We start from the raw sequence: 11,760 nt of genomic DNA, 5'->3' as shown, positions 1-11,760 counted from the left end.
TCACAAAAGTGCTCATCATCTTTGAGCAGATTTTTGACGCATTAACCCTGTGTTAGGCAAAAATGGGGGGGCGAAAAAGAGACGTTTGAATTGCGCTTGGCTGCGCAGAGGTGGCGCTAATGACGGCCTCACTGACGGCAATTACGTCGGCCATAGCGGTAGAGGAATTAACAAGGGTTACCGATGTACAGGCGTTTGTCGGGCAAACACACTGCACCTCACAGCAGTCGTCCATCATAGCTGAATTCATGGCTGTATCGCCATGTTCCATGCCTTGATGATGCTGCATCTGGGTATGTTCGGTCACCATCTTCATGGCTGCATGAGCTTGATGAGCGTCCATAGCCGTTTCACATGTCATCGCAGAATAGGCGAATGCCTGCCCAAGCAGAGCAATCAGCACGGCTGCAATAACTAATATCTGTGAAACCAGTCTAAACATAACACTCTCAAATTGAATAACCTAAAAAGACTAAGCTACTTTTTGCGTAAAGTAAATGCTTTGTAGATAAAGCAACTAGCGAAAGCGTTAGCAAATTCACCGCCAATAAAAAGCCGGTGTGAAGTTTTAATCACACCGGCTTATTTTGGATCGCTTGCTTGTGCGCCCGTGGCCTAACACATATTGTCGGTCGCCGAGCAGAACACACTTAGTGTCTTCTTTGCGGTGCTTTTTGGATCATTTCTTTGCCATTTTCATACACATAGGCGCTCACCCAACGTCCATACAGAAGCTGGTGATTGTTGTCCAGCACGGCTACAAAGGGACGGCCATCGGCATTATTGGTCGCCAGGGCAATTCCCGTGGCGTTTTCCAGCCCCAGAGCACCACTTTCAACTAAACGTAAAAACGCTTCAAGCTCTTCCAGGGTTTCAATAATGTCGTTGTCATTGATCATGCTTATTACTCACTTAAACTCCGATAGGTGTAGATTAACAGGTATAGCCAGGCGAATAAATCAAGCCACCTCCATTACACGAACATCCATTTGGCGCTTACTTGATTTGCCCTGGATAAAATTGGCCTCTTTAATTTTTTCCGAAACAAATCACCGACAATTGGATAAGGGTCAAGGCTAAGTTTTAGGAATTGGTCCCGCTACTCTCCCTGAGTGCAACGCTGCACAATTTGATAACTTATTTGCGAGATTTCAGCGTCACTTAAAGGACAAATTCTCATACTCAAGAGTGTCCTGTGTAATTGTTTATGATTGACAATTGGAAATGGCGGTTTAGTTTTAGCCTCAACCCACCAGCCAGGAAAAGCCAAGACAGGGGTCGTTTGTAAATGCGACAATCCAGTGGCTTTAATTAGCCATTCATTGACCCATTTTGCTTGACGCTGAGCCTGCTCTATAGGCTCTCGCTCCTGCCAAGAAGGAAAATGTAACAAGCCATCTTTATAAAACATGGCATAAGCTTTTTTGCCATTCTCTTCATCGGCAACTCGTTTGTGACGTCCTTTTGTTTCAACTGCAAAAATACCCTGAGGGCCTACTGCAAGGTGGTCAATATTAAAGCCATCAGCTTGAACATCATGAAATACCTGATACCCATTTGCTTGTAGCTTCATTAACTCACTGGCTGATGCTAACTCTGCATCTCGACCTAGTTTGAGTTTAATGAGAGCCTTAAAAAGTCGCCTCACCTTCGCCAAGATATAAATCAAGCCTACGAATGCTACAACGAGTAAAAGTAAGTTTGAGAACGAAGAAAAGTCAAAGTGTCGAAAGCCCACCATTAAAAAAGGTATAGACATGACCCCCGTTAAAGCCCCTGCTAGCCCTAAGGCTTCAGCACCTGTTTCCGCAATCTGTTGATTAAGGTGCTGAGCTGGCATTCGGATTAATTTGCTGCGCTCAATTGGCAATCGATGTTTTTGCTGATGCCTGTGTAGTAATACCCACATAAGTACAGCGACTAGAAATATCCCTCCGGCAACCACAAACGCAGGCAGAATGGAAAGAAGTAAGTTACTCATAAATCCCTTTAATTACATAACGATAGTAATTTTAATTTTGGTGTAAATCTTTTGAAAAACGACAGCTTAGTGCTGGCGGGCGAAGAGGCTAAATATCTTTACTTAGCCAAGTTACCCACTCACAAAAAAGCAGGCCAATTGCAGCCTGCTTTTTTAAAATCAAAATAAACCCTTACGATTCGCGATAGAAAACTTCTACCGTGCCTTTGCTTTTAAGCAGTAGTGGTTGGCCGCGACGGTCAAGCGCCTTAGGTGAGGCTACCTTAATCCAACCTTCGCTGATGCAGTATTCTTCTACGTCGAAACGCTCTTTGCCGTTAAAACGCACGCCAATCTCATGCTGTAGAATTTCTTCGTTGTAGAACTTGCTACGCGGGTTGATAGATAGCATGTCTGGAATGGCCGGTTTTGCATTTGTGTCTGTCATGATGATTTTTCTTAATTTATAAATGTGCCGCTATTGTAGGTAATACCGCAGCAATGCTCAATCATCAGCGCACCAAAACAACCGGCTGATTTATTTGCGCTGGGCAATGAGACATAGGATAGTAACGCAAGCATCCAACTAGGCATTGACACTGTATAGGACCACTATGATCAAAGCACTTCTGGCTTCTGGCCTTGTTTTATCCACCTTACCAGCATTTGCGGCCAACCTTACGGTTGAAGAGCTGCGCATTGAAAAAGCCACCAGCGCCATGCCTCAGGTATTAAGCGCCTTTAGCGCTGATATCAGTCAATTTGAACAGCAGTGGCAAGGCGCCAAAAGCTATGCCGAAGCAAAAAAACGGGTGCAAGCGCACGCCAGCGAACTATGGCAAAGCGCCAAGCAACGCCTTACCAGCAGCGCAAGTTATGAAGATCGCGAGCTCTATTGGGCACGCCTGCACTCCAGCAAAGTAATACGCTCGGTTAAGCCCGCGTTTACGATGAGCGCTGCTGAGCAAGCCGCCTTACTGGCTCTGTTAGAGCACGGCAGCCGTGGCCGCGATGACCTTGAATATACCAAGGGCACAGAGAAAAAGATTCTCCTGACCGGCTTTGATCCCTTCTTGCTCGATAAAAACATCAACCAGAGTAACCCTTCCGGCGTGGCCGCCCTGTTACTCGATGGCCAGGTGATAAGCCACAAGGGCGTGCAAGCGGAAATCAACACAGTGATGATCCCGGTACGCTATGAGGATTTTGACCAGGGTCTGATTGAAGAAATTCTCGCCCCCTATTACGCCCTGAATAACGTTGATATGGTGGTCACCGTGAGCATGGGCCGTAAAGACTTCGACCTTGAGCGCTTTCCCGGCAAACGTCGCAGTGTCACCGCGCCGGATAACGCCAATATCGTCTATGGCGGCACGCAAACGGCACCGAAAATATCCAGCCTCAATGGCCGCCCCTTACCTGGCGATGAGTTTGTGCAATTCAGCCTGCCGGTAGCGCAAATGCAGCAGGCCAAGGGCCCGTACAAGGTTATCGACAACCACAAGGTCACCACACTGGAAAAAACCTTTGAGCCCAAGACCCTGGATGAGCTTAAAAACGCGATTGCGGTTAACGGCGGCGGTGGCGGCTATTTATCGAACGAGATCTCCTATCGCAGTATTCGCCTGCGCAACGAGCTCAATTCCGACATTCCCACCGGGCATATTCACACCCCGCGTATCGCCCAGTTTGAACCTGAAGTGGAGGCAAAAATCGTGGCCCAGATTAAGGCCATGCTGGAGCACAGCCTCACGGCCATTTAGCGCTTGCCTGCGCCAATGGCGAGCAAGAACAATAAAAAAGCGCCTTAGGGCGCTTTTTTATTAGCGTTATGCATCAAGATAATCACTTGAATGCAATCACTTGCGAGTGCGTCTGGCCTGGCAGTCAGGCTCAGGGCTCTAGTGGCGCCAGGGCTTAGTTAGACCAGTGAATATGCTTGATTTTCCACTGTCCGTCTTGTTGCTCCAGCACTATGGTTTCCATGCTCTCATAATCGTATTGCTTATCCTTATAGGTGCCCTTGGTATGGCTGCGTGAAACAGAAACCGCGGTGTTACCAAAAACCTCAACCTGATGTTCCAGTGTTTTTGATTCCATCATTTTCAGGTATTTCATATCGGATAACATATGATGATGCGCATATTCGTCGGCACTGCGCTCTACGCGCCCACCCTCGAAAATAATAATATCATCGGCAAGCTGTGCCTTGGCGAGCGCCTTATCACCGCTTTTAAGGGCCTGCTTAAAGGTAAGCACCGCCTTGGCCGCTGGTGTGTCCAAGCCTTTGAACAGTTTCGCGTCTTTTTCATCGCCACTCTGGGCTTGCACGGCAACGCTGGTCGTTGCCAGTAGGAATAAAAATGCCGCTAGTAATTTCATTATGCTTCTCTTTTTATTGTTTTAGTTAGTAGGGCCTACCACACTGGTTAAGCAAGCGGTTACGGCCAAAATGGCCCCTGCGATGACCATCTCTAGAGTGATGGAGTTAGCTAACGCCGCCCGCCCATCCGGGTTGTTAAGCCGAGGAACGAGTATAAACTTGTGCCTGGCGGCCAGCGCCAATATACACAGCACTAACACTAGCTTAAGCAGTAAGGTTTGTCCGTAACTCGACGCAAACAGTGCCACGGGGCTGCTGAGCAATTGAAGCGCCATATACGCCCCGGCCAAGAGTAAAACACCAACCAATACACTAGCCTGCCGTGAAAAGCGGTTCATCAGGGCTATTAGCCCATCATCATTGAGCACCTCAACGGCATGTTTAAGCGGATACAGGGCCCCAAACCACCAGGCCATCACCACAACATGCACCATTAAAAGCGCTTTTTCTAGCGCCGTTAACTCAGAAACATGCCCGACCAAGGTAAAGGAGTAGGCAAGCATTAATAAGCTGGCAGCAAACAGGCCATGGCGCGCCCATTTAACTAATGTGGCTTTGGCAGAGCAAGCCAATAGCATCACCGCCCCTAAGGCAGCCAGGCAGCCCAGGGCTCTCACCTGGGCCGTTGCACCTATGGATGAATCCCACATAATTTCCAGGATAAAGCTATCGAATGCGCCGCCAATGCCGTCTTCTGCCATGGCACCGGTATTGGCAAAAAACCAAACAACATTGCCGACAAAGGCAAGCAGAACCAGAGATAATGGCAGGCAAATGCCGCTCAATACGCCTGGCCGTAAGGGGTCCTGTTCATGGGCAAATACCTGACCCAAGAAGGCATAGCCGGCAACACCGGCAAAGCCTGCATAAAAGGCCATTTTCGCTAGCACAATGATGGTATTCCAGATAAACACGTCCATCACTGGGTATTAGCCTTGCTTAGTTCACAACAAAGCTAACGCTGCTTTTCATTTTATGGCCGTCTTGGCCAAGAAAAATCATATCAACCTGATAGCTTGAGGGCGCAAGTTCAGGAAGTGCCCAGGAATGCTCAAGGCTCGCTTCCTTAGTGGGCTTAAAACCAAATTTAATGGCCTCACCCTGCGCATTTTTTAGTGATACCTTCACCAGGCGCACTTCTTTGGTAAATGTGAGTGATAACAGCTCGGGAGTTTGCGCTAGCGTGGCCTTATCAGCGGGCACACTGGCTTTCAAATCGACATGGGCAAAGACCGCAGAACTAAACGCAAGCGTGATTACCGCAAGAAAGTGAATTAATGATTTCATTGTTACCTCGATTATTTTTTTATTTATAAGATCACGCCGACAGGCAGACAACTGATACACCGGGCCTGCAGCACCTGTACATCTGCCGACGTCTTATTCGAAATTTATCACATTGCGTTGTTACTTATTGTCTTTATTGCAATGCGTTTTGCAGCCCTATCTAACCAGATATACCCCGGTGTTAAAAGGAATGTGATAAAAAACGGCGAAAAACCAGCGCCGGTTCCTTAATTGAACCACCTAGCCGGGGCCACAGGTATTGCGCTAAGGCTAATAGCGAAAAGGCACATGCCCTACCTTCACCAAGATCACCGTTTCTTCGTTTACGTACGGCGTGTGCTCACTCATATGCGGGCTGCGCAGCCAGGTGCCCTGCGGATAATGACCGAACTCATCGCAAAACTCGCCGCTAAGCACTAAAACCTCTTCACCGCCAAAGTGCTTATGAGGCACAAAGCGCTCGCCCTTGGGCCATTTAACCAGGGCCGTATGTTCATGCTCAAAGGTGTGCAGTGGCATCACTTCAAGGCCACCCTGCCCCGGTTGCCACTGTGTTGCCCGGGTGTTGATGCGCACCGTTTGCGTATCCTTTTCATCAAACTGATTGAGCTTCACAAAGAGCACGCAGCCTTCTTTACTAAAGGGCGCGTGCACACTATTAGGTGGATTACGAATGTAGGTGCCCGCCGGGTAATCGCCATGCTCGTCTGAAAACACCCCCTCAAGTACAAAGATCTCCTCCCCCAGAGGATGAGGATGCGGATTAAAACACGAGCCCGCCTCGTATTTAACTATGCTTGTAGTGTGCCCCGACTCTTTGCCTTCGCGCTCCAATGGCTTGCGCCACACCCCTTTAGCCGGGCTTGCCAGCCAGGGTTGCGATGCCGTTTTAATCGCTAACTTCTGGTCAAAATCCATATTTAACATGCGTGCTCCTGTTTGATGCGCTTCTGCAAGCGCTCAGCTGGTTTTGATAATAAGCAAAGATTACTACACCACCGGCGTTTTGGTTCACCCAAAGGCGGTAAAAGGAGTATCAGGGCAAAGACTATAGTGGCAGTGCGATGCGACCAAGAAATCCCGTTATCTTCCTTTGCCAGCGCGTCATAACTCGGCGGTTATGTGTGAAGACACCTTATGGAAATTTAATAATTTATCCTTGAGCCGTTGTGAGTAAGTAACAAAGTTGGTGAGCGCACCGGCATCTTTTCTATTGGTATCGGCAAGTAACAATAACAGCTTGCGGTGGGCCTGATTAAGATGCAGCTGCAACAACTTGGCCGACTTCTCAATCTCCTCATTATTGGGCTCCTCTAGATGCTCACTGGTTTTTGTAAAAAGATTTAAGGTATCGCTCGATAACTCTCTTACCAGAATCAAAATATCACTTTTCAGCTCGATAAATTGCTCACTCATGATGCGTTTGCTCTCAAACAGATCGGTAATTGAGTCATGGATCTGGAACAGATAATCATAGCGATTAATTTGTATTATCAGCTCTCGCGATTGCTCTTCATCCTTCATCTTGCTTAACAGCGAAGTGAAGTAAGTCATGTACTCTTTTTCGATAAAGTTGACATATTCAATGCGTTTTTGCGCCGTGTCCTGAATGCTCTTGTAGTTTGTTTCTAAGCTTAGGGTGACGAGGTTGTAGTTCTCCTTTAAAAAGTTGAGCAGCTGTTGATTACCCGTTTCAAGCCTGTCCACGATAAGCTGAAACTCTTCGTCTTCTTGATAGGTCGGCAGCTCAAGGCGCTCAAAGTCCATTTTCCCTTCACCCAGCAAAAAGTCGACAAAGCGGGTAAAAGGGGTGACAAAAATAATAAAGATGAGGCTGGCAACCACGTTGAATATAAAGTGAATGTTAGCCAGGGCAATAGCCGGATCCATGGTCACGTCACTTAACTTGTGGCCAAACAATAAAATAACGGGCAAAAACAACAAAACCCCACCCACATTAAACAAGAGGTGACTCAAGGCTGCTTTTTTAGCGGCGATATCCATCCCAAACACGGCGATCATGGCCGTTGCCGTGGTGCCTATATTGGCCCCCATGATGATGGGCACCGCATTCTCAAGGCCCAAAACTCCCTGCTGGGTGAAGATAATAGCCAAACCCGTTGTGACCGAGCTCGACTGCACCATGGCGGTAAAAATACAGCCAACCAAAATCGCTATCAGGGGATTTTGCGGCTGGGTTAAAATCTCGATTAACACCGGATTATTTTGTAATGGCGCCAAGGAAGAAGAGATCAGATTCAGGCTGAAAAACACAAACCCGAAATAGAAGATGGCCTTACCAAAGATAGAAAAACGATTGCGTGTCAGCGATAAGAAAAAGCCGATCATAATAAACACAGGCGCAAACACCGTAAGCTTAAAGGCCACCAGCTGCGCCGTTATTGTGGTGCCCACGTTGGAACCGAAAATAATGCCCACACTGTTTTTGAACGTTAACACCCCCGCGTTAACCAGGCTGATGGTGATCACCGAGGTGGCGGAGCTGGACTGAATTAAAGCGGTAACAATGGCGCCAATAAAGACGCCGAGTATGGGTATGCGCGTCGCCCGGCCAAGGGACTTACGAAAGCGCTCGCCAGAAATGCTTTCAATTTCCCGAGAGAAATTCTGAAGCCCAAAAATAAAAAGAATAATGGCGGTTAATCCGGCCATGGCAATCGTCAGGTTTTCCATTTGCTTATCAAATTTTGAGCAAGGCAGATATAAAAAGCATAGGTTTTAGATGCAGTTAGCGCAATATTGTCCAGCGATCTTGGTTCGTTTTTGGGGTAATAATAATCCCCTCGGCTTACGCACGAAAAACCCATGACCGCAGCGGGGTAAGCCGTCTCATTGTCGCTGCGCTTGCCGCTTCCTATACTAAAAGCACACCCACCCCACTTGTTTAAGGCGTTCTTTTTATGGCTGCCGATATGCTTATCCCCCAGACCATACTCTTTGCTGCCATTGCCTTAGCGCAGCAATCGAGCTGGGAGCGCTTTTCGCTGCAGCAGCTGGCCAGCTCACTCAATTGTGGTTTAAGCGATATACACAGGTACTTTCGCTCCAAGGACGATATCGCCGAGGCCCTATTCGATGGCGCCGATAGGGCCATGCTCGCCTACGCCGACAGCGAGGCCGCTAAAGTAGGCTCGGAGCAAGAGCGCACCCTCAATTGCATCATGAGTTGGTTTCATTATCTGGCCCCCTACAAGGCCGTGGTGCGCGATATTATGCGTTATAAACTGGAGCCCGGGCACTTTCACCTGCAGGCCCATGGTGTGACCCGCGTCAGCCGCACCGTGCAGTGGTTCAGAGAAGCGGCGGCGCGCCCGCAGCAGGGGTTGGCTAAGGTGGCCGACGAGATTGCGCTCACCAGCGCCTACCTGAGCAGCTTTTATTTCTTTTTAAGCGATAACAGTGCCGATAATGCCAAAACCAGAGCCCTGTTAGGGGGCTTGCTTAAGCGCATTCATGCCGGTCATGGCTTTTTCTCCCGCCCGAAGCGAGCAACCTAGCCTTGGATGCCCTCACCCATGTATTAATTGGCGCCCTTGTCGCCCAGTTGCCCGCAGCTAAACCTTCATCGGCAGGTGCAGACACCAGCACAAAGACCGACTGGGAACTCAGGGCCGCGATCGGCGCCGCGGTGGCCCTCTTTCCCGATTGTGACTACCTGCTGTTTTGGCTCAGCCCGCTGGACTTTCTGGCCTATTGGCACCGGGCCGAAACTCACTCCCTGCTGCTCTCCCCCGTATGGGCGGCGCTGATAAGCTATCTCTTGTGTAAATTGCTGCGCCTGGCAAACGCCGCACTGGTCTTTAAGATCTGCTGGCTTGCGATCATTTCGCACCTAGTTGCAGACACCCTAACCGTGTACGGCACCCGCTGGTTTGCCCCCTTGTCAGACGCGCAATTCAGCTGGGACCTCTTGTTTATCATCGATCCCTACTTCACCTTGAGCGTGATACTGGCCGCATTGCTGATGTATATTTGCCGAAAAAAAATGTGGCATAACAAGCGCTTTCGCCTGGCGGCATTGGGCCCGCCTTTACTCTATCTTGCGGCGGTACTCGGCATAAAACTCACTTTAACGGCGCATATACAGCAGCAGACACTTGCTCCCGCAGCGGCGATGCGCTTGCTGCCACAGCCTTTTTCACCCCTTTATTGGCAGGTGTTGAGCGAAGACGAGGAACACATTTATCAGGCCTATAGTAAGTTCACAACAGACCCGCTGGCGGACGGCCTGTCCCACGCCGCTGGCGTAAAGGGCTTTGCCGAGGCCTATACCGAGACGGGCACTTTACAATGGCGCAGCTACACACAGCCAGCGCACTCCGACCCAATTATTCGCCAGGCGTGGCAACACCCAGACTTCAAGGCCTTTAGAGACTTTGCCGAGTACCCGGTGGTGTTAGCAAAAGAGACATCGGCAGAGCAAGGCTGCGTGTGGTTCAGCGACCTGCGCTATCACTGGCCCGGCATCCAGCCCTATTTTCGCTATGCCATGTGCCAGACCCGCGAAGGCCAATGGCAACTTAAGCGCGGCCGGTATTTTAGTGAACATAATGAAGAGGTTAACTAGCAAGTGTCCTACGTATTGAACTCACACATCTGTGTGACAACGTGGAATTGAGGTTTGTAGGTCGGTCTTTTAGGCCGACAACAAAGCACTGTAAGTTAGACTTTGCCGTCATGGATAACAGTTTATAGGTCGGTCTTTGCCGCCATGGATGGCGGTAGTAGAGCAATGTAGGAGCACATTGCCGATAAGGCCGACAACAAAGGGGAGGATTTCTCCAGCGCGAATTTAAACAGAAAATCAACTAATACACCTGTGTGACGAAGTGGAGATTAGAGTGATTGTGGGTTCGGCTAAGCGCAAGACCTAACCAAACTTCTATGCCTAGGAAATCTGGGTTTGCTTACTCTTCCTCTTCATCGGCGTCAAGGATCAGCTCTTGCATCTGTTGCGGGGTAAAGACAAAGAAGTACAGGTTTTCGATAGATGAAAGGGTTTTACCTTCCAGAGATTGATAGTCTGCGGCATCCGTGTCGAGCCAGTAGCCGGCGAGCACGCCTTCTTTAATAGGGAAATACACACTCTCACTGGTGGTCACCGCGCCGACCGAGTTAAACACATAATCGCCATAATGTTTGTTGACCGTGTCGACCAGCTCACTTTGCTGCTGCTTGCGTTGGCCCAGTTGTGAAAATAAATCTGATTCTTGCATACGCCTCTTCTTAAATTCGCCGCTACATCCATTTGCTAAGCTGGCCCGGTATTGATACCAGCCTTATGCGGATAAAATGATGACAATTAAAATGAATATAACACGGTAACTGAACAGGGGTAGTCCTGTTGGCTAAATAACGAGATCTAAGTTTGAAAACTACGGGCAAATGAGCTGATACAGCGGACTCTTAGGGCTAGATTCTTAGTGGCTGTGGGATTGGCTTGGCTCAGATGCAAAAAGCAAGACTTGGCGCCATTAGTTGGTACATAATGGCTGAGATTTTCCTCTATTCAACAATAACAAACATGGACAGCCGATAATGACCCCAGAAAAGGAAGCGGAGTCACTCACAAACGAAGAACTACTCACACAACTTCGCGAGTTGGATTTAGAGAGTGATTTATATCTCATTTATTACGATGAACTAAGAAGACGAAACGTCATTGAGGATGGCAAAGGTTCTATCTACTGGTTCTTTGTTTTATTCCCAGCCATACCCATATTTGGGTTGTATTTCGACCTATTCCGTTTTGGAGAAGAAAGGGTAATACCAAAAGAGATAGCCAACATCTGGCTGATTTCAATGCTCTTTTTATGGGGTGTTGGAACCGTTAAGTACACTTTTGACATTAATCTCTATGAGAAATACGAAAAAGAAAACAGCAAAAATAAACCCTGAATATCCTCTGCAATGCCATTAAATATTTATACGCTGTGCTTAAAAGCCGAGATCGAAAGTGCGAATTAAAACGGGAAATGAGCTGAAACAGCGGAGCTATTTGGTGAGATTTACAGTACCTGTGGGCTTGGGTTGGGTATGCACAATGCAAGACCTGACCTCATTGGCTGCTAAAAATAAGTAATTAATTTTTGGGGGGCTAGATTCTATC

Annotated in this window: 14 protein-coding genes; 4 read left to right on the top strand and 10 right to left on the bottom strand. The window is 48.3% G+C overall.

Going from position 1 to position 11,760, the window contains the following annotated elements:
- Positions 1-52: 52 nt before the first annotated feature.
- The 4 genes from C2M17_RS11535 to C2M17_RS11520 form a co-directional block, all read right to left on the bottom strand.
- Positions 53-442 carry a hypothetical protein gene (locus C2M17_RS11535; protein ID WP_105200918.1) on the bottom strand — a complete coding sequence of 130 codons (390 nt, stop codon included), beginning with the start codon at positions 440-442 and terminating at the stop codon, positions 53-55.
- Between the two features lie 208 nt (positions 443-650).
- On the bottom strand, positions 651-899 hold the full coding sequence (locus C2M17_RS11530; protein WP_105200917.1) for a hypothetical protein: 249 nt from the start codon (positions 897-899) through the stop codon (positions 651-653).
- Positions 900-1,099: 200 nt separating this feature from the next.
- A complete protein-coding gene (locus C2M17_RS11525; RefSeq protein WP_105200916.1) occupies positions 1,100-1,981 on the bottom strand; it encodes a nuclease-related domain-containing protein in 882 nt (293 codons plus the stop codon).
- Between the two features lie 172 nt (positions 1,982-2,153).
- Entirely contained in the window at positions 2,154-2,408 is a 255-nt protein-coding gene (locus C2M17_RS11520; RefSeq protein WP_105200915.1) for a DUF3297 family protein, read from the bottom strand.
- 166 nt (positions 2,409-2,574) lie between these two features.
- Here C2M17_RS11520 and C2M17_RS11515 point away from each other — a divergent pair, with 166 nt between their 5' ends.
- The gene (locus C2M17_RS11515; protein ID WP_105200914.1) at positions 2,575-3,723 is read left to right on the top strand and encodes a hypothetical protein; all 1,149 of its coding nucleotides are present in this window, start codon (positions 2,575-2,577) and stop codon (positions 3,721-3,723) included.
- Between the two features lie 154 nt (positions 3,724-3,877).
- On the opposite strand, the gene C2M17_RS11510 is transcribed toward C2M17_RS11515, so the two are convergent.
- The 5 genes from C2M17_RS11510 to C2M17_RS11490 form a co-directional block, all read right to left on the bottom strand.
- Positions 3,878-4,342, bottom strand: a complete 465-nt coding sequence (locus C2M17_RS11510; RefSeq protein ID WP_105200913.1) for a YybH family protein — start codon at positions 4,340-4,342, stop codon at positions 3,878-3,880.
- A 21-nt stretch (positions 4,343-4,363) separates the two neighbouring features.
- Entirely contained in the window at positions 4,364-5,263 is a 900-nt protein-coding gene (locus C2M17_RS11505; protein ID WP_105200912.1) for a copper resistance D family protein, read from the bottom strand.
- A gap of 19 nt (positions 5,264-5,282) precedes the next feature.
- Positions 5,283-5,630, bottom strand: coding sequence for a copper resistance CopC family protein (locus tag C2M17_RS11500; RefSeq protein ID WP_105200911.1), 348 nt, complete (start codon positions 5,628-5,630; stop codon positions 5,283-5,285).
- 270 nt (positions 5,631-5,900) lie between these two features.
- The gene (locus C2M17_RS11495) at positions 5,901-6,557 is read right to left on the bottom strand and encodes a cupin domain-containing protein (RefSeq protein ID WP_105200910.1); all 657 of its coding nucleotides are present in this window, start codon (positions 6,555-6,557) and stop codon (positions 5,901-5,903) included.
- 177 nt (positions 6,558-6,734) lie between these two features.
- Positions 6,735-8,324, bottom strand: a complete 1,590-nt coding sequence (locus tag C2M17_RS11490) for a Na/Pi cotransporter family protein (RefSeq protein ID WP_105200909.1) — start codon at positions 8,322-8,324, stop codon at positions 6,735-6,737.
- Between the two features lie 227 nt (positions 8,325-8,551).
- Between C2M17_RS11490 and C2M17_RS11485 the strand changes: the two genes are divergently transcribed.
- A complete protein-coding gene (locus C2M17_RS11485; RefSeq protein ID WP_105200908.1) occupies positions 8,552-9,148 on the top strand; it encodes a TetR/AcrR family transcriptional regulator in 597 nt (198 codons plus the stop codon).
- Between the two features lie 2 nt (positions 9,149-9,150).
- Entirely contained in the window at positions 9,151-10,218 is a 1,068-nt protein-coding gene (locus tag C2M17_RS11480; protein ID WP_105200907.1) for a metal-dependent hydrolase, read from the top strand.
- Between the two features lie 340 nt (positions 10,219-10,558).
- Here C2M17_RS11480 and C2M17_RS11475 read toward each other — a convergent pair whose 3' ends face one another.
- Positions 10,559-10,867: a hypothetical protein gene (locus tag C2M17_RS11475; protein WP_105200906.1), complete on the bottom strand. Its 309-nt coding sequence runs from the start codon at positions 10,865-10,867 to the stop codon at positions 10,559-10,561.
- A 322-nt stretch (positions 10,868-11,189) separates the two neighbouring features.
- Between C2M17_RS11475 and C2M17_RS11470 the strand changes: the two genes are divergently transcribed.
- On the top strand, positions 11,190-11,549 hold the full coding sequence (locus tag C2M17_RS11470; protein WP_105200905.1) for a hypothetical protein: 360 nt from the start codon (positions 11,190-11,192) through the stop codon (positions 11,547-11,549).
- Positions 11,550-11,760 lie beyond the last annotated feature (211 nt).

It is taken from the genome of Pseudoalteromonas sp. T1lg10 (assembly GCF_002964545.1).
Classification (GTDB): domain Bacteria; phylum Pseudomonadota; class Gammaproteobacteria; order Enterobacterales; family Alteromonadaceae; genus Pseudoalteromonas.
The sequence above is the reverse complement of the archived record's forward strand: the minus strand, read 5'-3'. Positions and strand labels throughout refer to the sequence as shown.

Bases quoted from the DNA above. Each gene is read 5' to 3' on its own strand.
- C2M17_RS11535 (WP_105200918.1), bottom strand. From the start codon at position 442: ATGTTTAGACTGGTTTCACAGATATTAGTTATTGCAGCCGTGCTGATT.
- C2M17_RS11530 (WP_105200917.1), bottom strand. From the start codon at position 899: ATGATCAATGACAACGACATTATTGAAACCCTGGAAGAGCTTGAAGCG.
- C2M17_RS11525 (WP_105200916.1), bottom strand. From the start codon at position 1,981: ATGAGTAACTTACTTCTTTCCATTCTGCCTGCGTTTGTGGTTGCCGGA.
- C2M17_RS11520 (WP_105200915.1), bottom strand. From the start codon at position 2,408: ATGACAGACACAAATGCAAAACCGGCCATTCCAGACATGCTATCTATC.
- C2M17_RS11515 (WP_105200914.1), top strand. From the start codon at position 2,575: ATGATCAAAGCACTTCTGGCTTCTGGCCTTGTTTTATCCACCTTACCA.
- C2M17_RS11510 (WP_105200913.1), bottom strand. From the start codon at position 4,342: ATGAAATTACTAGCGGCATTTTTATTCCTACTGGCAACGACCAGCGTT.
- C2M17_RS11505 (WP_105200912.1), bottom strand. From the start codon at position 5,263: ATGGACGTGTTTATCTGGAATACCATCATTGTGCTAGCGAAAATGGCC.
- C2M17_RS11500 (WP_105200911.1), bottom strand. From the start codon at position 5,630: ATGAAATCATTAATTCACTTTCTTGCGGTAATCACGCTTGCGTTTAGT.
- C2M17_RS11495 (WP_105200910.1), bottom strand. From the start codon at position 6,557: ATGTTAAATATGGATTTTGACCAGAAGTTAGCGATTAAAACGGCATCG.
- C2M17_RS11490 (WP_105200909.1), bottom strand. From the start codon at position 8,324: ATGGAAAACCTGACGATTGCCATGGCCGGATTAACCGCCATTATTCTT.
- C2M17_RS11485 (WP_105200908.1), top strand. From the start codon at position 8,552: ATGGCTGCCGATATGCTTATCCCCCAGACCATACTCTTTGCTGCCATT.
- C2M17_RS11475 (WP_105200906.1), bottom strand. From the start codon at position 10,867: ATGCAAGAATCAGATTTATTTTCACAACTGGGCCAACGCAAGCAGCAG.
- C2M17_RS11470 (WP_105200905.1), top strand. From the start codon at position 11,190: ATGACCCCAGAAAAGGAAGCGGAGTCACTCACAAACGAAGAACTACTC.